Origin of the sequence: Streptomyces sp. PR69 (assembly GCF_026420845.1) — a bacterium.
Lineage (GTDB): Bacteria > Actinomycetota > Actinomycetes > Streptomycetales > Streptomycetaceae > Streptomyces.
Genome location: NZ_JAOWCB010000001.1, coordinates 1 through 17,960, shown reverse-complemented (window position 1 = coordinate 17,960; position 17,960 = coordinate 1). Strand labels below are relative to the sequence as shown.

Sequence of the window (17,960 nt, the reverse complement as noted above, 5' to 3'; positions counted from 1 at the left end):
CAGGGAGCGGCGCTGCGGGAGCGACAAGCGGACAGACGGCGTTTCTACGCGAAGTCGTTCAGCATCACGTTCAGCTTGGTCTCCTTGTCGGCGGGGAAGTCGGGAACGAGGATTGCGTCGGCCTCCATGGTGGTGAGGACACTGGCGGTGCCTGGCTGGTACTCGAACGCGAGGGGCGCGACGTCGTCGGTCCAGGTGCCCAGGGTGCCGGGCGTGGCCGGGCACTGGGCGGTCTTGATGACCTCGCCGGTGGTGGTGCCGCCGTTGGCGTCGGTCTGGGTGACGTTGACGGTCAGGGTCCGGTTGTCGCCCGAGGTGGAGCAGCGGATGCGCCCGGAGACGGTCACGGCACCGGTGGAGGTGAGCTCGGCCGAGTCGACCATGATCACCTCGAAGATGTCGTCGATGAGGAAGCCGTTGTGCGTGGACAGCAGGGCCCCTCCGGTGGGGTTGCGCAGCTCGGCCAGGACGCCCACGGCGGCGACGCTGCTGTCCCATGTCTGGCCCGGGGTCTGGTTGACCAGCTGCCCGCTGAAGGGCTCGCCCGCGGCCGGGCAGGGGAAGCCTTCCAGGAACGCGCCGACGCCGAGCGCGGTGTCCTTGGCCTCGACGGCCACCTGGACCGTGGTGGAGCCGCTGCACGAGTAGGTGCCGGTGAACTCCAGGGTGTCCGGGTCGACTTCGGTGACGTTCTCTATGGTGATGCCGTTGCCCTCGGGGGTGTCGGCGTGCACGGGGCCCGTGCCGGCCAGCCCCAGGCCCAGGGCGGCGACGGTGGCGGCGGCCAACCGGGCCGCCTGCCGGATTCGGAGGAAGAGACCGGACATGCTCACTCCTTCACTGCCACACGGCGGACGCGGCGCCCCGGCCCCACCCGGGGCGGGACGCGACGTCCGCACACGAGAGGTGACATGCGTCACCCATGGCATTGGAGCGGAGCTGCGGATGGCTGTCGATGCCCGCACCGGCCGCACGGCCTGACACAGGAGCACACCACAGCGCACGATGCCCAGCACGCGCCCTCAGGCACTGCTGCGCTCACCGCGCTCGACGCGCCGTCGGACCGGGGGCGGACAGGAACCGCCATTCCGCTACGACGCGGGCAGCGCGGCATACGGACGAGGCGGCGAGCCCCGGCTGGGGGCTCGCCGCCTCGTCCGTGCTGTCAGATGCCCGTCAGCTGAAGGAGTCGCCGCAGGCGCAGGAACCCGACGCGTTCGGGTTGTCGATCGTGAAGCCCTGCTTCTCGATGGTGTCGACGAAGTCGATCGTGGCGCCGCCCAGGTACGGGGCGCTCATCCGGTCGGTGACGACCTTGACCCCGTCGAAGTCCTTCACCACATCGCCGTCGAGCGAGCGCTCGTCGAAGAAGAGCTGGTACCGCAGACCGGAGCAGCCACCGGGCTGAACGGCGACGCGAAGCGCCAGGTCGTCCCGGCCTTCCTGGTCGAGCAGGGCCTTGACCTTGGCCGCGGCGGCGTCGGTCAGGATGATGCCGTCGGTGACGGTGGTGGTCTCGTCCGATACGGACATCTACATCTCTCCCGGGTTGTACGGAGACTGCTTGCCGACGGTAGCAACCGGCGTGATCGCGGATTCATTCCGCGGAGCTCTCGTCCTCTTCCTCTCATGCTCGCATACCGCGCCGGAATGGGGCACGAGCGCGGGAACGGGGGGTGCGTCACATCGACACTATGGGCATCGTCAAACTGACGTGAAGCGGTTATGATAGATAGCGTCATTTAGACGAGAAGGCCGCTGGCGGCGTCGGCACCGACTCCGTCCGAGCGGCTTCGCCGCGCTTATCGAATCAGAAGAAAGGGTGCGTGACGTGACCACCGCCCAGCCGCTGGATGTCCAGCCGACGCCTCTCGCTCTGCTGCTGCTCGGCCGCGAGGCCGACCCCAAGAGCGAGCGGGGCGTGGAGTGCCCCGGCGACCTCCCCTCCCCGTCCGACCCGGATCTGGTGGAGCGCGCCCGCGCGGCCAAGGAGAAGCTCGGGGACAAGGTCTTCGTCCTCGGCCACCACTACCAGCGCGACGAGGTCATCCAGTTCGCGGACGTCACCGGCGACTCCTTCAAGCTGGCGCGGGACGCGGCGGCGCGGCCGGAGGCGGAGTACATCGTCTTCTGCGGCGTGCACTTCATGGCCGAGTCGGCCGACATCCTGACCTCCGACGACCAGAAGGTCGTGCTGCCGGACCTGGCGGCGGGCTGCTCGATGGCCGACATGGCCACGGCGGAGCAGGTGGCGGAGTGCTGGGACGTGCTCACGGAGGCGGGGGTCGCCGAGGCCACCGTCCCCGTCTCGTATATGAACTCCTCCGCGGACATCAAGGCCTTCACCGGCAAGCACGGCGGCACGATCTGCACCTCGTCCAACGCCAAGCGGGCGCTGGACTGGGCTTTCGAGCAGGGGGAGCCCCGGCAGAACAAGGTCCTCTTCCTGCCGGACCAGCACCTGGGCCGGAACACGGCCGTCCGCGACATGGGCATGTCCCTCGACGACTGCGTCGTCTACAACCCGCACCGCCCCAACGGCGGCCTGACCGCCGATGAGCTGCGCGCGGCCAAGATGATCCTCTGGCGCGGCCACTGCTCGGTGCACGGCCGCTTCAGCCTCGACTCCGTCAACGACGTACGGGAGCGCATCCCGGGCGTGAACGTGCTGGTGCACCCCGAGTGCAAGCACGAGGTCGTCGCCGCGGCGGACTACGTGGGCTCCACGGAGTACATCATCAAGACCCTGGAGGCGGCCCCGGCCGGCTCCAAGTGGGCCATCGGCACCGAGCTGAACCTCGTCCGCCGCCTGGCGAATCGTTTCGCCCCGGAGGGCAAGGAGGTCGTCTTCCTCGACAAGACGGTCTGCTTCTGCTCCACGATGAACCGCATCGACCTCCCCCACCTGGTGTGGGCGCTGGAGTCCCTCGCGGACGGCAAGCTGATCAACCACATCCAGGTCGACCGCGAGACGGAAAGCTTCGCCAAGCTGGCGCTTGAGCGCATGCTGGCACTGCCGTAGCCGCAGGCCTGCCGAGCCCTTGCCCGTCGCCCCGGCCGGGTGATCACACCTGGCCGGGGCGACAGCTGCATCAGGCGGGGCCATTGCGTGTCACGGGACCCGACCCACGGTTTCGACGGAGATCACGACGTCAGCGCCCATGCGGCTCCTCCTCGCCGCTGTCAGCGGCGGCCAGCTCGGCGCTCAGCTCATCCAGCGTAAGGACCGGCTCCGGGGAGCCCAGCGCCTCGTTCAGACGGTTCTGCGCGATAGCGAGGTCGTCTTCGAGATCCGCGAGCTCCTCCGACCCGCTCACTCCCCCTCCAGCCGCGCGCCGCGGCTCGACGCGATGCGCAGCGCGTCGCCCAGCGCCTCGGCGAGGCGTACGCCCGTGAAGCGGAGCTCCCGCGCCTCCGTGGCGGGCTCCGCGAGCAGCGGCCTCGCCTCGGAGAGGACGAACGCGGCCGAGGCGAGCAGGTCCGCCTCCATTTTGTCGGCCAGCCGCGACATGCGGCTGGCCGAGTCCTCGGTGCTCAGGTAGCACGGGCCGCCCGTCGCCGACGCCCACGGCAGCAGTCGCAGCGGGGTCCCCTGTTCGTTGCGCATTATCGCGTATGTCCTCCATGCCGTGCTTCGGGCGATTACGGTGTGTGCTCCCATCGTTGCCCTGTGGCGCATGGGCTCAACAGGGGCTGCGCGTCCCCGCGTTGAGAACGGGACGGCAGAAAGGTTCGACCGATGAAGTTCCAGCCCCAGGCCCTGACCCCGTACGTCTCCGCCCGCCACTACTTCGGCTCCGAGCAGCGCCGCCACCGGGAGCGGGCACGGCTGTCGCTGGTGCAGCTCGCCGGGATCGTGAACTCCAGCAAGAGCGCGCTGGCGCGGGTGGAGACCGCGGAGTTGATGCCGCCGCCGGATCTGCCCGCGCGGCTGGATGCGGCGTTCGGGACGGACGAGTACTTCCACGGGCTGTACCAACTCGCCAAGCGCGAGGCGCATCCGGACCAGTACCGGAGGTACATGGACTTCGAGGCCCGCGCCGAAGTCATGGAAGACGTGGCGACACACGTCGTACCGGGGATGCTCCAGAGCGAGGCGTACGCCCGTGCCTTCTTCGGCTATGTGCCGGGGATCACCCCAGAGGAGATCGAGGAGCGTGTACAAGCGCGGCTCGGTCGTCAGGAGCGTCTGCGCTCAGCCTCCGCTGCGCGGTACTGGGCAATTCTGGATGAGGCTGTGCTGCACCGGCCTGTGGGCGGGCCTGCGGTGATGCATGGTCAGTTGGAGTCGCTGCTGACACGGATCGATACTCCGCACACCAAGGTTCAGGTGCTCCCCTTCCGCCACGGCGGATACGCGCTCATGGAAGGGCCGGTGACGCTGCTGAGGCTGCCTGGCCGACAGGTCGTCGCGTACGAGGAGGGGCGCAAGTCCGGCCATCTACTGGAGGACCCGGAAGAAGTCAACCAGCGCTGGGCGCTTTACGATGCGCTCCGGGCGTACGCTCTGTCTCCAGAGGACTCCGCGTCGCTTATCCGGCAAGTGATGGAGGGGTACGAGCCATGCGAATCAGAGTCGAGCTGAGCGCAGCCACTTGGCGCAAGAGCAGCTACAGCAACATGGACGGCGGCAACTGCGTCGAAGTGGCCCAGGACTTCCCCGGAGCCGCCCGCTGGCGCAGGAGCAGCTACAGCAACTCCAACGGGGGCGCGTGCGTCGAGGTCGCCGCGAATCTCCCCGGCGTCGTCCCCGTACGGGACAGCAAGAACCCCCACCTCCCCCCGATCGTCGTCCCCGCCGCCGCCTGGGCCGTCTTCGTCGGCGGGCTCAAGGCATAGGAGCAGCACGCGCACGGGGCCCGTCCCGGGAAGGTGCTGGGACGGGCCAAGGGCGTTACCCGGCTACTCGGGCTATTCGGTCCTCGGGCGGACCAGGCCCGACTCATAGGCGGTGACGACGAGTTGCGCGCGGTCGCGGGCGCCCAGCTTGGCCATCGCGCGGTTCACATGCGTCTTCACGGTCAGCGGGCTGACTTCGAGCCGTTCGGCGATCTCGTCGTTGGACAGTCCTCCCGCGACATGGACCAGGACCTCGCGTTCGCGGCCGGTGAGCGCGGCGAGCTTCTCGGCGTACGGACCCGAGTCGGGCCGGCCCTCGTCCGCTCCCCCGCCCTGGGAGAGGAACCGGGCGATCAGACCCTTGGTCGCGGCCGGGGACAGCAGGGCGTCGCCCGCGGCCGCGGTGCGGATGGCGTTGAGGAGTTCGTCCGGCTCCGCGCCCTTGCCGAGGAAGCCCGAGGCTCCGGCGCGCAGCGACTGGACCACGTACTCGTCGACCTCGAAGGTGGTGAGCATGACCACGCGTACGTCGGCGAGTTCGGGGTCCTCGCTGATCAGGCGGGTGGCGGCGAGTCCGTCGACGCCGGGCATGCGGATGTCCATCAGCACGACGTCGGCCTTGCCGCTGCGCGCCAGCTCCACCGCCTGCGCGCCGTCCGCGGCCTCGCCGACGACCTCCATGTCGGGCTCGGAGTTCACCAGCACGCGGAAGGCGCTGCGCAGCAGGGCCTGGTCGTCGGCGAGCAGCACGCGGATGGTCATCCGTCCCCCTGTACCCGGGCCGTGGCGGCAGCTGTCGCAGGCAGTATCGCCTGGACGCGGAAACCGCCGCCGTGGCGGGGCCCTGTCGTGAGGGTTCCGCCGAGGGCGGCGACGCGTTCGCGCATGCCGAGCAGCCCGTGGCCGCCGGGCTGGCCCTCGCCCGGCTGTCCGGCGGAGTCGTCGGCCGGGTCGCCGCCGCCGCTGTCCAGGACGGTGATCTCCACGGCGGGCCCGACCCGTACGACGCTCACCTCGGCCGTGGCGTCCGGCCCGGCGTGCTTGCGGACGTTCGTCAGGGCCTCCTGGACGATCCGGTACGCGGCGAGGTCCACGGCCGCCGGGAGCGGCTCGCCGCCGTCGGCGCGGGCGACGTCGACGGGGAGCCCCGCCTGCCGGAAGGTGGTGATCAGCTCGTCGAGGACATGGAGGCCGGGGGCGGGCTCGGTGGGGGCCTCCGGGTCGCCGGACTGCCTCAGCAGTCCCACGGTGGCGCGCAGTTCGGTCAGCGCCGAGCGGCTGGCCTCCCGTACATGGGCGAGCGCCTCCTTGGCCTGGTCGGGCCGCCGGTCCATCACATGGGCGGCGACGCCCGCCTGCACATTGACCAGGGCGATGTGGTGGGCGACCACGTCGTGCAGATCGCGGGCGATGCGCAGCCGCTCCTCCGCGACCCGGCGGCGGGCCTCCTCCTCGCGGGTGCGTTCGGCGCGTTCGGCCCGTTCGCGCATGGCGTCGACGAAGGCGCGGCGGCTGCGTACGGCGTCGCCCGCGGCCGCGGCCATGCCGGTCCAGGCGAAGATGCCGAGGTGCTCCTGTGCGTACCAGGGCGCGGGGCCGAAGACCATGGCCGTCCCGGTCAGCGTGATCATGGTCGGCAGGCCGACCCGCCAGGTGGTGGGCCGGTCGGTGCGGGATGCCACGGTGTAGAGGGCGATCACGGCGGACATCGCCAGCGGGGCGGGCGGCTCGCTCTTGATCAGTTCGATGACCGTGATGAGGCCGGTGCAGCCGAGCACGGCCACCGGAGCGCGGCGGCGGAAGACCAGGGCCCCGGCGGCGGGCAGCATCAGCAGCAGGCTGCTCGGCTCGGGCGTCCGGGCGCCGAACGTGCCAAAAGCGCCGCGCGGCGCATGCGGATCGGCGTAGGCCGCGAGAACCATGCACAGCAGCACGCCCAGTGCGAGCACGCCGTCGCACACCGTCGGATGCGTGCGCAGCCAGCGCTGGGTGGGGGCGAGCCCGGGGGCGAGTGTGGTCACGTCACGCAACGGTACGGCGTCGGCCCGCGCACGGGTACGCACGCGTACATGCGCATATACACGCGCATGGATACGCGCGCGCCCCGCACCCGGGCTTCCGGGCGCGGGGCGGCGCAGAGGGCTGGAGTGGAGCGGGGGCAGCGAGCCGGGAGGCTCAGCCGGGGATCAGACCGTCGTCGCTGAGCATGGCGCGGACCTCCTCAAGGGTGGCGTCCGGGGCCGGCAGGATCAGCTCCGACGGCTCCAGAGCGTCATCCGGCAGCGGCTCGCCCAGCTCGCGGACCTTGTCCAGGAGCGCTTGGAGCGTGGTGCGGAACCCCGGTCCGTCGCCGCTCTCCATTTCCTCAAGCAGCTCGTCGTCGAGCTTGTTCAGTTCGGCGAAGTGGCTGTCCGCCAGCTTCACCTGCCCCTCCCCCATGATCCGTACGATCATGTCGAGTCCCAACTGTCGGCCTACTGTCGGTCACCAACGCACACTGATGGTCACACTACCGTGGTCCGTGTTCAGACGCCGTTCACTGCTGCCGCATCACCGCTTGTCGCTGCTTGTCACTGCTTGTCACTGCTTGTCGAAGCGGTGCGGGCTGTTCTGCTGCTGCGCGTCCTGCTGACCGGCAGCGCCCGCCGCGCCGTTGCCTCCCTCGATCGCCTGCTTCTCCGCACCCGAGCCACCCGCGAGCTCCGCCTTCATCCGCTGGAGCTCCAGCTCCACATCCGTGCCGCCGGAGATCCGGTCCAGCTCGGCCGCGATGTCGTCCTTCGCCATGCCGGAGGGGTCGTCCAGGGCGCCCGAGGCGAGCAGCTCGTCGATCGCCCCGGCCCGCGCCTGGAGCTGGGCGGTCTTGTCCTCGGCCCGCTGGATGGCCAGACCGACGTCGCCCATCTCCTCCGAGATGCCGGAGAACGCCTCGCCGATGCGCGTCTGGGCCTGCGCCGCCGTGTACGTCGCCTTGATCGTCTCCTTCTTCGTACGGAAGGCGTCGACCTTGGCCTGCAGCCGCTGCGCCGCGAGGGTCAGCTTCTCCTCCTCGCCCTGCAGCGTCTGGTGCTGTGTCTCCAGGTCCGTGACCTGCTGCTGGAGCGCCGCCCTGCGGGACAGCGCCTCGCGCGCCAGGTCCTCGCGGCCCAGCGCCAGCGCCTTGCGGCCCTGGTCCTCCAGCTTGGCGGACTGGCCCTGCAGCTGGTTGAGCTGCAGCTCAAGACGCTTGCGCGAGGTCGCCACGTCGGCGACGCCGCGGCGCACCTTCTGGAGCAGTTCCAGCTGCTTCTGATACGAGTAATCAAGGGTCTCGCGCGGGTCCTCGGCCCTGTCCAGGGCCTTGTTTGCCTTCGCGCGGAAGATCATCCCCATACGCTTCATGACACCGCTCATGGGCTTCGCGCGCCCCCTTCTGACGGACTTGAGCTCCAGCACTCCAACAGAACCCACAGTACGGGCCCTGTCTCTATTACCGCACTGTCCGAGCGCGGATGGGCTCCTCCCCAAGGACGACTGCGACCGGACGCCGCTCCGGCCCAAGGAGTAGATGACCGCCGGGGAACCGGCGGCGGGCCCCGGCGGCAGCTGCCGTTGCGGGATCGTTCCCCGCCGCAGTAGGCCCCACTCCTGTCAGCCCGTACCCTTGGGCTTTGTGTTCCGTAGCCGTTCCAAGGAAGAGAAGGCCCCCACCGCTCCGGTGACGGCGGACCTCTCCAAGCAGCCCCGCGACCCCCAGGCCCCCAAGGGCCGTCCCACGCCCAAGCGCAACGAGGCCCAGAGCCAGCGCCGCCGCGCCAACAGCGGCGCGCCGCAGAGCCGCAAGGAGGCCATGCGCCGCCAGCGGGAGGCCCGCCGTGCGGACCTGGCCCGCCAGCGTGAGGCCCTCGCCAGCGGTGACGAGCGCTATCTCCCGGCCCGGGACAAGGGCCCGGTCCGCCGCTTCGTCCGCGACTTCGTCGACTCGCGCTTCCACATCGCCGAGTGGTTCCTGCCGCTCGCCGTGGTGATCCTGGTGCTGAGCATGCTCCAGAACCCGCAGATGCAGAACATCGCGCTGCTGCTGTGGCTGGGTGTGATCGTGCTGATCGTCGTGGACTCGGTCGGTCTGGCCGTACGGCTGAAGAAGCAGCTCAAGGCGCGCTTCCCGAACGAGCCCAAGCGCGGCGCGGTCGCCTACGGGCTGATGCGCACCCTGCAGATGCGCCGACTGCGGCTGCCCAAGCCGAAGGTCAAGCGCGGGGAACGGCCCTGAGCGCGGACGTCACCCCCTTCTCGGGGGCGTCCGCCGAGTGGCTGGCGGGACTGGGCGGGCTGCGCAACGTCGTCCGCCAGGAGCTCGTCGCCCGCCAGCTGGACGAACAGATGGCCGCGCGCTTCCCGGTCGGACAGCGGCTGCGCGTCCTCGACGTCGGCATGGGCCAGGGCACGCAGGCGCTGCGGCTCGCCCGCGCCGGGCACACGGTGACCGGGCTTGAGTCCGACCCGGCGATGCTCGAAGCGGCCCAGGCCTCGCTGGCCGGCGAGCCCCCGGGCATCCGGGAGCGGTTCCGGATGATCGAGGGCGACGGCCGGGAGACGGGCGTCCACTTCCGGCCCGGCAGCTTCGACGTGGTGCTCTGCCACGGCGTGCTCATGTACGTCGAGGAGCCCGACGCGATGCTCGCCGGACTGGCGAGGATGCTCGCGCCCGGCGGACTGCTCTCCCTGCTGGTCCGCAACGGCGACGCGCTCGCCCTGCGGCCCGGCCTCGCCGGAGACTGGGACAGCGCGCTCGCGGCCTTCGACTCGGACGCGTACACCAACCGGCTCGGTCTGAAGGTGCGCGCGGACCGCCTGGAGGCGCTGACGGCGACCCTGGCGGGGATCGCGGCGCCGCTGCACGCCTGGTACGGGGTACGGGTCTTCACCGACCTCGCCGACAACGACGAGCCGCTGCCGCCCGCGGCGGAACTGGCCCGGCTGCTGACGGCCGAGGACCGGGCGGGCCGCACGGAACCGTACCGCCGGGTCGCGGCGCTGCTGCATCTGTGCGGGGTGCGGGGCGACCGGCCGGGGCGGGAGGACTGAGCCGCGCGGGAGGACTGAGCCGGGGCGCGTCAAGGCCCCGGCCCTCTGATCGGCGGCGCTCGGCGGGCAACGGGGGCGGTCCGGCGGGGACACTCCCAGCATGAGCGCTTCTCTGTCCCCTCGCCGTCGTACGACGTCCCCTCGCCGCCGTACGACGTCCCTTCTCCGCCGTACGACCGCCGCCGTTCTCGGGGCGGTCGGCGTGATCGCCCTGGCCTGCGGCTGCTCGCCGGGCTCGCCCGCGCCCGCGTCTCAGGGGCAGGCGCGCTCCACGGCCGAAGCCTCGAACCAGGCGGCGGGGCGCGCGGCCGCGCCGAAGGCGGCGAGCGAACTCCAGGACGACTACCAGAACGTGATCGAGAACGTCCTGCCGTCGGTCGTCCAGATCGAGGCGGACGACAGCCTCGGCTCCGGCGTGGTCTACGACGACCAGGGCCATATCGTCACCAACGCGCATGTGGTCGGCCGGGAGCGGTCGATGCGGGTGACCACCGCGACCGGGGAACAGCCGCTGACCGCCGAGCTGGTGTTCTCGTACCCCGAGCAGGATCTTGCCGTCATCAAGCTGGAGCAGACGCCCGAGGGGCTGAAGCCCGCGGCCTTCGGCGATTCGGGGGAGGTCGAGGTGGGTCAGATCGTGCTGGCGATGGGCTCGCCGCTGGGCCTGTCGAGCAGCGTCACCCAGGGCATCGTCTCTGCGGTGGGCCGCGCGGTGACCACCAGCGGCGCGGGCGGGGGCGTCGGCACGACGTTCGGCAACATGGTCCAGACGTCGGCGGCGATCAACCCGGGCAATAGCGGGGGCGCGCTCGTCGACCTGGACGGCCAGGTCATCGGCGTGCCGACGCTGGCCGCGACCGACCCCGAGCTGGGCGGCAGCGCGGCGCCGGGCATCGGGTTCGCCATCCCCGCCTCCACGGTCCGCTCGATCGCGGACCAGATCATCCGCGACGGCCAGGTCACTGACTCGGGCCGGGCAGCCCTCGGCATCCGGGGCCGCACCGTGCTGAACACCGAGTACCAGCCGTCTGGTGTGGCGGTGGTGGAGGTGACGCCCGGCGGCGCGGCGGCAGAGGCGGGACTCAGGTCCGGCGACATCATCACCCGCGTCGGCGACAAGGCGGTCACCACGATCACGTCCCTGGCGGAGGCGCTGGCCTCCCTGAGGCCGGGCGACACGGTGGACGTGGAGTATGTGCGGGGCGGTACGGCACGGTCGGCGGAGGTGACGCTGGGCGAAATGGAATGACGCGGTGGAGCGACGGCGTGCGGCGCGGCGGCCCGTGGGAGACCGGGGGCGGGGGTCGGACGCCCGGGGGCGGGGCCAGGGGCCGGATGCCTGCGGACCAGCGGACCAACGGGCCTGGGGGCTGCGGACCTGCGGGTCGCGGGCCCGCAGAGCCCGGAGTTCGGCGCGCCCGCCAGGCTGCGGAGGCTCAGACCGCGCCGGGGGCCGGATGGTCGATGCGCCTGCGGGAGGCGGAGGGCTCAACCGACCCGCGGGAAGCGGAGGGCCAACACACCTGCGGGAGGCGGAAGCTGACGCGCCCGGGGGTGCGGGGGCTTATGCCGCGTCGGGCAGCCGGCGGAGGCGGGTGCGGGCCGCGTGCCCGCGAGGGGACGGGGAACGGGGAACTCGGCCCGCGCACACACGCCGGAGACTGACGCGACGCCCACCCGGGTGCGCAGAGTTCGACCCGCCGGCGGAATGGCCGGAAACGCGGTGGCCGGCACTCGGCCGAGGCGCGCAGCTGCAAGCCCGCGGAGGCACGCGTGCGTCCGCGCGCCCGCGGGGGCGGAGAGCGAACTGCGCGGCTCCCCGCCCCCTGGGGCTATCGCTCGCCCTCGCCGTCTCCCTCGGCCGCGTGCAGGCTCATCGGCCCGTAGACCTTTCTGCCGTCGTCCGAAAGCACCACCTGGTCCGCGCCGCCCTCCAGCAGATCCTTCCAGTGCTCACCGATCCAGGTCTCCGCGTCGCCCTGCGTGGTGAACTCCTCCGGCTGCACCGCAGGCTGGACCTCCGTGCCGTCGGACTTCTCGAACCGCCACGTCCATGCCATGTCGCCTCCCGGGTCCCGCCGACTGATCGCTCATTGCTGCCCGCAGCGTAGCCGGGCGCGCAGGCCAGACGGCGACGCGGCAGGATCAGGGGCGTGGAAGTGACTCTGCTCGGCACCGGCGCGCCCGCCGGACTCCCCCGCCCCGACTGCCCCTGCGCCGTCTGCGCCACCGCCCGCGGCGGCCTCGCACGGGCCTCGACGGCGCTTCTGGTGGACAGCGCGCTGCTGCTCGACCTCACTCCGGGCGCCGCGCTCGCCGCGGCGCGCGCCGGGCACTCCCTCGTCGGCGTACGGCAGGTGCTGCTCACACATCCGCACAACGGGCCCGCCCTCGACCTGCCCGCCGGGCTGCCCACGGCCGGGCGGGTGCCGGACGGACGCGAGCTGACCCTCATCAGCGGGCACCGGGTGCGTGCCGTGCCGATGGACCACCCCGGCACGGGATACGAGGTGGCCTCCCCCGACGGCGAACGCCTCCTCTACCTCCCGCCCGGCGGCGCCCCCGCGGGCCTCGCCGAGGGGCTCGCCGCGTATGACATGGTCATCGCCGACGTCGTCGGACGGCCCGACGCGCTGGCCCGGCTGCGGGCGTCCGGGGCGGTCGGGGCGACCACGGACGTCATCGCCGCGCACCTCGACCACGATGTGCCCGGCGGGCCGGAACTGACGAGGCGTCTCGCGGCCGCGGGGGCGCGGGCGGTGCCCGACGGGACGACGCTGTACGTCGGCGAGTACCACGCCGTCCCGGACGTGCCGCGCCGCACCCTGGTCACCGGCGGCGCACGGTCCGGCAAGTCCGTGGAGGCCGAACGCCGGCTGCAGACCTTCCCCGACGTGCTGTACGTCGCGACGGGCGGGACGCGGGAGGGGGACGCCGAGTGGGCGGAGCGGGTCGCCCTGCACCGCGAACGCCGTCCCGGCAGCTGGCGCACCGCCGAGACCTGCGACCTCGTGCCGCTGCTCGCGGCGGACGGGCCGCCGCTGCTCATCGACTGCCTGTCGCTGTGGCTGACCGATGCGATGGACCGGGTCGGCGCCTGGGACGACGAGAAGTGGGCGGCCGGCGACCGGTCGGCGCGGGGGGCGCTGCGCAAGCGGGTGGCCGAACTCGTCACGGCCGTCCGGGAGACGACCCGGACGGTCGTCGCCGTCACCAACGAGACGGGCTCGGGCGTGGTGCCCGCGACGGCGGCGGGGCGGCGCTTCCGGGACGAACTGGGGCGGTTGAACGCGGCGTTCGCCGACGAGTGCGAGCAGGTGGTGCTGGTGGTGGCGGGGCAGGCGGTGGTGCTGCGGGGGTGACGGGCGGGGTGCGGGTGACGGGCGGGGTGCGGGGGCCTCGCGGGCGCCGCCGTCTGTCGGCGCGGGCTGCCCGTGGCCCGGGCGGGTTCCCTTCCCGCCCACCCGCCCCCTACGCCCTGAGGGCGTGGGGGACCCCCACGTTTCCAGCACCTTGCCAGGCGCGGGCCCGGGGCGAGCCGCCCCTGTGGCCCGGGCAGGTGCCTTTCCCTCCCTCCCCCTGCGCCCTGGGGGCGCCGTCGCCTTACCCAGCGGTCCCGGGCCGGAGAGCTGCGGAAAGCTGCCCGGCGGAGACCGGGAAGGCCTGTTAGTGCAACGGCATTGCCCTGAGGGCGTGGGGAACCCCCAGCCCGTTTCCAGCACCCCGCGAGGCTCGGAAGGGGGCCGGGGCCGTCTGGTGGGGAGGGGCCGTGCAGGGGCGCCCCCGCAGGGGATCGGCGGCAAGACCGGGGCACCGGGACAGGGGCGGTCACGCCGCCGGCCCCGAGGAGGTGAGCCCGGAGGGGCCCCGACCGCCCGCACCCGGCAAGGCCCCGCACCCCAAGGGCCTGAAGGCCCGCCGCCCACGGGCCCCTCCGCCCCAAGGCCCGAAGGGCGCACGGCGCGCAGCGCCGCAGGGGTGCGGGGCGCAGCCCCGCGGCGAGCGTCCCGACAGCGGCACCCGCCGCGACGCCGAAGCCCGGCGTGAGCGGCTCGCGGTCGCCCCCTCGCCGCAGGGGTGCGGGGCGCAGCCCCGCGGCGGTGAGGGCGGGTGGGCGGGAAAGGGCCCGCGGCCCGCGGAGACCGGGCACGCCCGGGAGACGCCCGCAGCGCGCAGCGCCGCAGGGCCGTGGAGGGCCGAAGCCCCCGCACCCAAAGCGGGAAAGGGGGCTGGGGGCAACACCCCCAAGAGCGGGTGGGCCCGGTACTGTTCGGCGAATGAGCAGGTTGAATCTCGACGACTTCTCCGATCTGATCGAGCGTCCCGACAGCGGCACCCGCCGCGACGCCGAAGCCCGGCGTGAGCGGCTCGCGGTCGCCCCCGGGGCCCTGGGGCGGCTGGACGAGCTCGCGGAGTGGCTGTCGGCCGCGCAGGGCGTCGCCCCGGTGAAGGCCGTGGCTCAGCCGCGGGTCGTGCTGTTCGCCGGGGATCACGGGGTCGCCGGGCTGGGGGTGTCCCGCCGCCCGGCGGGCGCCGCGCACCGGCTGGTGCGGGATGTGCTGGACGGGGCGAGCCCGGTCGCCGTGCTCGCCCGCCGTATGGACGTTCCCGTCCGCATCGTGGACGCCGGTCTCGACTGCGACCCGGCCCTGCTGCCGGAGGAGGTCGTCCGCCACCGGGTGCGCCGGGGCAGCGGCCGTATCGACGTCGAGGACGCGCTCACCGCCGAGGAGGCCGAGGCGGCCGTGCGCCTCGGCATGGCCATCGCCGACGAGGAGGCCGACTCCGGCACGGACCTCGTCGTGCTCGGCGATCTGAGCGTCGGCGGCACGACGCCCGCCGCCACCCTCGTCGCCGCACTGTGCGGCACCGACGCCTCGGTGGTCACCGGACGCGGCGGCGTCGCCATCGACGATCTGGCCTGGATGCGCAAGTGCGCGGCGGTCCGGGACTCCCTTCGCCGCGCCCGTCCGGTGCTGGGCGACCAGCTGGAGCTGCTCGCCGCGGTCGGCGGCGCGGACCTCGCCGCGATGACCGGCTTTCTGCTCCAGTCGGCGGTGCGCCGGATGCCGGTCATCCTCGACGGGGTCGTCACCGCGGCCTGCGCGCTGGTCGGCCAGCGCGCCGCGTTCCGCGCGCCGGACTGGTGGCTGGCGGGCCAGGTCAGCGGCGAACCGGCGCAGACGAAGGCGTTCGACCGGATGGCGCTCAACCCGCTGCTCGACCACGGCGTCACTGTGGGCGAAGGAACCGGGGCACTGCTCGCGCTCCCCCTCGTCCAGGCGGCCGCCGCGCTCGCGGCGGAACTGCCCGAACGGCCCGAACAGCCCGAACAGGGTTCTGCGGAGGCGGAGAGCGGGAGCGTGCGCAGCGAGAGCGTGCACAGCGACGACTGACGGATCAGGCGGACCGTCATGACACGTGATGCCCCATATGATCGCGTTTCATGGGAGAGGTCCGCTTGTCTGCTTTTGCGCGCCGCGAGTGGGGCCCGCTGCACAGAACCGTGCGCACGGCGCTCGTCACCGACAAGTGGCGAGCGGTCCCCCTGACCCTGACGGCCGTCTGCCTCACCGCGCTGTTCCAGGTCGTACAGCACCAGTCGTGGGGGTACGGACCGGTCCAGGAGATCGGAGCCGTACGCGCCGAGGACCCGCTGTGGCTGGCGCTGCTGCGCACCCCGCTGTCGCTGTTCGTGCCCGCGCTGGACCTTCCGGTGTGGGGCGCGCTGGCGCAGATCCTGCTGGTGTTCGGCATAGCGGAGATCACTGTGGGCCGGGCGCGGACGCTGGCGGTCGCCTATCTGGCGACGCTCGCCGGGACGATGTACGCCCGGATCGGCGTCGCCCTGGGGCCCGACGCCTTCGCCGGCCTCGGGCTGCCGGCCTCCGACGCGCGCGTGGTCGACACCGGGCCGTCCGCCGCGGTCGTGGGCCTGGCGGTGTTCGTCTGCTGGCGTTACCGGGCCTGGTTCACGGCGGGCCTGGTCATCGCCGCGATGGTCGTCGAAGTGATCGTCAAACCCAATCTGGCGGGCAAGGAGCATCTGGCGGCGATCGCGGCGGTGCTCGCCCTGTGCGCCGCGCTGTCGGTGAAGCGCCGCACCGCCGACGGCGCAGCCGAGGGGCTCAGCGGTCGACGCCGTCCCGGCGGTTCGGCCGGTCGGGCGCGCCCCCGATGAGGTCCTGGAACTTGCGGCGGGGCCGGTCCCAGCGTCGGTCGTGGTGGTACGAGCGCAGCCGGGCCCTGGCGCGGGCCCTCGGCCGTTTCCGGTAGAAGCGCCGGGCCCACGGCGAGCCCGGCCGGGCCAGCCGTACCGCGCCGAAGAGCGCCACGAACGGCACCAGCACCCCGATGAAGGCCATCCGCATCTTGCCCTTGACCAGCGTGATGACGACGAAGAGGAAGTTGCCCGCGAGCGTCACCAGCACGACGGCCCGGTTCTGCCGCTCCTCGGGCGTGAGCTGGTCGACGCCGAGCGGCGAGAAGCCGCCGAGCGCCAGCAGCGCCAGCGCGGCGGCCAGAACGACCACCTCGACGCTCTGGCGGCCCTGTTCGGTCCAGTAGACGTCGTCGAGATGGAGGATGAGCGCGAACTCGTCGAGAACGAGGCCCACGCCGATGCCGAAGATGACGGCGGAGGCGGCCGCGGCGGGTCCGTGCCGGCCGCTGCCGACGGAGGCGAAGCCGCCGACCACGGTGAGGACGACGCCTGGGACGACATGGTGGATGTGCATCCCGCCGGGTGTGACATTGCGGAACGGCCCCTTGCCCGCGCGGATCAGCCGGGTGACGGCCCGGGTGATCAGGAAGGTGAGGATGAAGGAGGTCAGGGCGAGGAGCGTCGGGAGCTTTCCCGGCTCGACGATGTTGCGGTAGAACCAGTCACCCATGCCGTCCGCTTCCGGTTCACACGTTATGCCGGTGAATGTGCGTCATGCGCAATTTACCGTCGGAGGCGTCCGGCTACCCTTCGCGCGGTGGATGCCAATCACTCTCCGGAGCCGGCCTCCGGTCCGACGCCCGACCCCGCCTCCGACGCGAGGTCCGGCCCAACGCCCGACCCCGCCTCCGACCCGGCGGCCGGGGTGGCCCCGGCACCTGCCCCGGCACCGGCCCCCGACCCGGCCGCCAGGTCGGCCCCGGGACCTGCCCCGGCACCGGCCCCCGACTCCGCCATCGGCCTGCACGGGCTGCGCTTCGCCTTCGGCACCCTGACCGTGCTCCCGGTGCGCGTCACCCGATGGGACCGCACCGCCGCCCGCGCCGGCATGCTGTGCGCGCCGCTCGCCGGGCTCGTCGTCGGCCTCGCCGCGGCGGCCGCCGGCGGACTGATCCTGCTGCTGGGCGGCGGCCCACTGCTCGCCGCCGTCGCCACCGCGGCCGTCCCCGCCGTCCTCACCCGGGGGCTCCATCTGGACGGTCTCGCCGACACGGCGGACGGCCTGGGCAGCGGCAAGCCCGCCGCGGACGCGCTGCGGATCATGAAGCAGTCCGACATCGGACCGTTCGGTGTGATCACACTGCTGTTCGTCCTGTCCGCCCAGATCGCCGCGGTGTACGAGCTGTACGCGCAGAGCTGGCCGCGGGGTGCGGCGGCAGCCGTGCTGAGCGCCGTGGCCGCACGGCTCGCGCTGACCCTCGCCTCCCGGCCCGGCGTCCCCGCCGCGCGCCCCGAGGGCCTGGGCGCGGCGGTCGCCGGCGTCGTCCCGGCGCCCGGCGCGCTGGCCGTCGCCGCGACGACGGCGGCGGTCTGCGCCGGGGCGGCGGGGGCGCTCTTCGGCGCGCTCGGGGCGCTGCACCACGCGCTCGCGCTCGCCGTCGGGCTGCTCGCCGCGCAGGCGCTGCTGCGACGCTGCGTGCGGCGGTTCGGCGGGGTGACGGGAGATGTCTTCGGCGCGCTTGCGGAGACCGCGGCGACGGCGGCGGTGGTGGCGCTCGCGCTGGCGTAGGCGCGTCGGGCGGGGCGCTCCCCTCCCCTCCCCCTACGCCCTGGAGGCGTGGGGGACCCCCACTTCCCGAAACTGGAGGGCTCCGCCCCCTACCCCCTGTAC

At 72.9% G+C, this 17,960-nt stretch carries 20 protein-coding genes; 10 read left to right on the top strand and 10 right to left on the bottom strand.

Annotation, left to right across the window (positions count from 1 at the left end):
• Positions 1-44: 44 nt before the first annotated feature.
• Both OF819_RS00100 and erpA read right to left on the bottom strand, forming a co-directional pair.
• Complete coding sequence (locus tag OF819_RS00100) at positions 45-827, bottom strand: hypothetical protein (protein WP_267241159.1); 783 nt, start codon at positions 825-827, stop codon at positions 45-47.
• 349 nt (positions 828-1,176) lie between these two features.
• Positions 1,177-1,533, bottom strand: a complete 357-nt coding sequence (erpA, locus tag OF819_RS00095; RefSeq protein WP_267241158.1) for an iron-sulfur cluster insertion protein ErpA — start codon at positions 1,531-1,533, stop codon at positions 1,177-1,179.
• Between the two features lie 298 nt (positions 1,534-1,831).
• Here erpA and nadA point away from each other — a divergent pair, with 298 nt between their 5' ends.
• On the top strand, positions 1,832-3,022 hold the full coding sequence (gene nadA, locus OF819_RS00090) for a quinolinate synthase NadA (RefSeq protein WP_267241157.1): 1,191 nt from the start codon (positions 1,832-1,834) through the stop codon (positions 3,020-3,022).
• 130 nt (positions 3,023-3,152) lie between these two features.
• Here the strand turns inward: nadA and OF819_RS00085 are convergent, their stop codons facing one another.
• Both OF819_RS00085 and OF819_RS00080 read right to left on the bottom strand, forming a co-directional pair.
• The gene (locus OF819_RS00085; protein ID WP_267241156.1) at positions 3,153-3,317 is read right to left on the bottom strand and encodes a hypothetical protein; all 165 of its coding nucleotides are present in this window, start codon (positions 3,315-3,317) and stop codon (positions 3,153-3,155) included.
• Entirely contained in the window at positions 3,314-3,607 is a 294-nt protein-coding gene (locus OF819_RS00080) for a hypothetical protein (RefSeq protein WP_267241155.1), read from the bottom strand. The genes OF819_RS00085 and OF819_RS00080 overlap by 4 nt, the downstream gene beginning before the upstream one ends.
• A 132-nt stretch (positions 3,608-3,739) precedes the next feature.
• On the opposite strand from OF819_RS00080, the gene OF819_RS00075 reads away from it, so the two are divergent.
• Positions 3,740-4,585 (top strand): helix-turn-helix domain-containing protein, encoded by an 846-nt coding sequence (locus OF819_RS00075; protein WP_267241154.1) that lies wholly within the window; start codon positions 3,740-3,742, stop codon positions 4,583-4,585.
• The gene (locus OF819_RS00070; protein WP_267241153.1) at positions 4,564-4,839 is read left to right on the top strand and encodes a DUF397 domain-containing protein; all 276 of its coding nucleotides are present in this window, start codon (positions 4,564-4,566) and stop codon (positions 4,837-4,839) included. The genes OF819_RS00075 and OF819_RS00070 overlap by 22 nt, the downstream gene beginning before the upstream one ends.
• Before the next feature lie 72 nt (positions 4,840-4,911).
• Here OF819_RS00070 and OF819_RS00065 read toward each other — a convergent pair whose 3' ends face one another.
• From OF819_RS00065 to OF819_RS00050, 4 genes are all read right to left on the bottom strand, one after another.
• Positions 4,912-5,601 (bottom strand): response regulator, encoded by a 690-nt coding sequence (locus tag OF819_RS00065; protein WP_267241152.1) that lies wholly within the window; start codon positions 5,599-5,601, stop codon positions 4,912-4,914.
• Positions 5,598-6,860, bottom strand: coding sequence for a sensor histidine kinase (locus tag OF819_RS00060; protein ID WP_267241151.1), 1,263 nt, complete (start codon positions 6,858-6,860; stop codon positions 5,598-5,600). Before OF819_RS00060 ends, OF819_RS00065 begins: the two co-directional genes overlap by 4 nt.
• Positions 6,861-7,014: 154 nt before the next feature.
• A complete protein-coding gene (pspAA, locus tag OF819_RS00055; RefSeq protein WP_267241150.1) occupies positions 7,015-7,293 on the bottom strand; it encodes a PspA-associated protein PspAA in 279 nt (92 codons plus the stop codon).
• A gap of 126 nt (positions 7,294-7,419) precedes the next feature.
• Positions 7,420-8,220, bottom strand: coding sequence for a PspA/IM30 family protein (locus OF819_RS00050; RefSeq protein WP_267241149.1), 801 nt, complete (start codon positions 8,218-8,220; stop codon positions 7,420-7,422).
• Positions 8,221-8,491: 271 nt separating this feature from the next.
• On the opposite strand from OF819_RS00050, the gene OF819_RS00045 reads away from it, so the two are divergent.
• From OF819_RS00045 to OF819_RS00035, 3 genes are all read left to right on the top strand, one after another.
• Positions 8,492-9,091, top strand: a complete 600-nt coding sequence (locus tag OF819_RS00045) for a DUF3043 domain-containing protein (protein WP_267241148.1) — start codon at positions 8,492-8,494, stop codon at positions 9,089-9,091.
• A gap of 110 nt (positions 9,092-9,201) precedes the next feature.
• Complete coding sequence (locus OF819_RS00040; RefSeq protein WP_416370435.1) at positions 9,202-9,906, top strand: class I SAM-dependent methyltransferase; 705 nt, start codon at positions 9,202-9,204, stop codon at positions 9,904-9,906.
• A 100-nt stretch (positions 9,907-10,006) separates the two neighbouring features.
• On the top strand, positions 10,007-11,155 hold the full coding sequence (locus OF819_RS00035) for a S1C family serine protease (RefSeq protein WP_267241147.1): 1,149 nt from the start codon (positions 10,007-10,009) through the stop codon (positions 11,153-11,155).
• A gap of 583 nt (positions 11,156-11,738) precedes the next feature.
• On the opposite strand, the gene OF819_RS00030 is transcribed toward OF819_RS00035, so the two are convergent.
• Positions 11,739-11,966, bottom strand: a complete 228-nt coding sequence (locus OF819_RS00030; protein ID WP_267241146.1) for a hypothetical protein — start codon at positions 11,964-11,966, stop codon at positions 11,739-11,741.
• A gap of 93 nt (positions 11,967-12,059) precedes the next feature.
• Here OF819_RS00030 and OF819_RS00025 point away from each other — a divergent pair, with 93 nt between their 5' ends.
• The 3 genes from OF819_RS00025 (at position 12,060) to OF819_RS00015 (ending at position 16,087) form a co-directional block, all read left to right on the top strand.
• Positions 12,060-13,268, top strand: a complete 1,209-nt coding sequence (locus OF819_RS00025; RefSeq protein WP_267241145.1) for a bifunctional adenosylcobinamide kinase/adenosylcobinamide-phosphate guanylyltransferase — start codon at positions 12,060-12,062, stop codon at positions 13,266-13,268.
• A gap of 924 nt (positions 13,269-14,192) precedes the next feature.
• Positions 14,193-15,302 (top strand): nicotinate-nucleotide--dimethylbenzimidazole phosphoribosyltransferase, encoded by a 1,110-nt coding sequence (gene cobT, locus OF819_RS00020; protein ID WP_267241460.1) that lies wholly within the window; start codon positions 14,193-14,195, stop codon positions 15,300-15,302.
• A gap of 50 nt (positions 15,303-15,352) precedes the next feature.
• Positions 15,353-16,087 (top strand): hypothetical protein, encoded by a 735-nt coding sequence (locus OF819_RS00015; RefSeq protein WP_416370434.1) that lies wholly within the window; start codon positions 15,353-15,355, stop codon positions 16,085-16,087.
• On the opposite strand, the gene OF819_RS00010 is transcribed toward OF819_RS00015, so the two are convergent.
• Complete coding sequence (locus OF819_RS00010) at positions 16,035-16,799, bottom strand: hypothetical protein (protein WP_267241143.1); 765 nt, start codon at positions 16,797-16,799, stop codon at positions 16,035-16,037. The genes OF819_RS00015 and OF819_RS00010 overlap by 53 nt on opposite strands.
• A 285-nt stretch (positions 16,800-17,084) precedes the next feature.
• On the opposite strand from OF819_RS00010, the gene OF819_RS00005 reads away from it, so the two are divergent.
• On the top strand, positions 17,085-17,858 hold the full coding sequence (locus OF819_RS00005) for an adenosylcobinamide-GDP ribazoletransferase (RefSeq protein ID WP_267241459.1): 774 nt from the start codon (positions 17,085-17,087) through the stop codon (positions 17,856-17,858).
• The last annotated feature ends 102 nt before the right edge of the window (positions 17,859-17,960 follow it).

Coding starts and splice junctions, on each gene's coding strand:
- OF819_RS00080 (WP_267241155.1), bottom strand. CDS start 3,607: ATGCGCAACGAACAGGGGACCCCGCTGCGACTGCTGCCGTGGGCGTCG.
- OF819_RS00015 (WP_416370434.1), top strand. CDS start 15,353: ATGGGAGAGGTCCGCTTGTCTGCTTTTGCGCGCCGCGAGTGGGGCCCG.
- OF819_RS00040 (WP_416370435.1), top strand. CDS start 9,202: ATGGCCGCGCGCTTCCCGGTCGGACAGCGGCTGCGCGTCCTCGACGTC.
- OF819_RS00035 (WP_267241147.1), top strand. CDS start 10,007: ATGAGCGCTTCTCTGTCCCCTCGCCGTCGTACGACGTCCCCTCGCCGC.
- OF819_RS00030 (WP_267241146.1), bottom strand. CDS start 11,966: ATGGCATGGACGTGGCGGTTCGAGAAGTCCGACGGCACGGAGGTCCAG.
- pspAA (WP_267241150.1), bottom strand. CDS start 7,293: ATGATCGTACGGATCATGGGGGAGGGGCAGGTGAAGCTGGCGGACAGC.
- OF819_RS00065 (WP_267241152.1), bottom strand. CDS start 5,601: ATGACCATCCGCGTGCTGCTCGCCGACGACCAGGCCCTGCTGCGCAGC.
- OF819_RS00010 (WP_267241143.1), bottom strand. CDS start 16,799: ATGGGTGACTGGTTCTACCGCAACATCGTCGAGCCGGGAAAGCTCCCG.
- OF819_RS00050 (WP_267241149.1), bottom strand. CDS start 8,220: ATGAAGCGTATGGGGATGATCTTCCGCGCGAAGGCAAACAAGGCCCTG.
- OF819_RS00075 (WP_267241154.1), top strand. CDS start 3,740: ATGAAGTTCCAGCCCCAGGCCCTGACCCCGTACGTCTCCGCCCGCCAC.
- OF819_RS00100 (WP_267241159.1), bottom strand. CDS start 827: ATGTCCGGTCTCTTCCTCCGAATCCGGCAGGCGGCCCGGTTGGCCGCC.
- OF819_RS00070 (WP_267241153.1), top strand. CDS start 4,564: ATGCGAATCAGAGTCGAGCTGAGCGCAGCCACTTGGCGCAAGAGCAGC.
- erpA (WP_267241158.1), bottom strand. CDS start 1,533: ATGTCCGTATCGGACGAGACCACCACCGTCACCGACGGCATCATCCTG.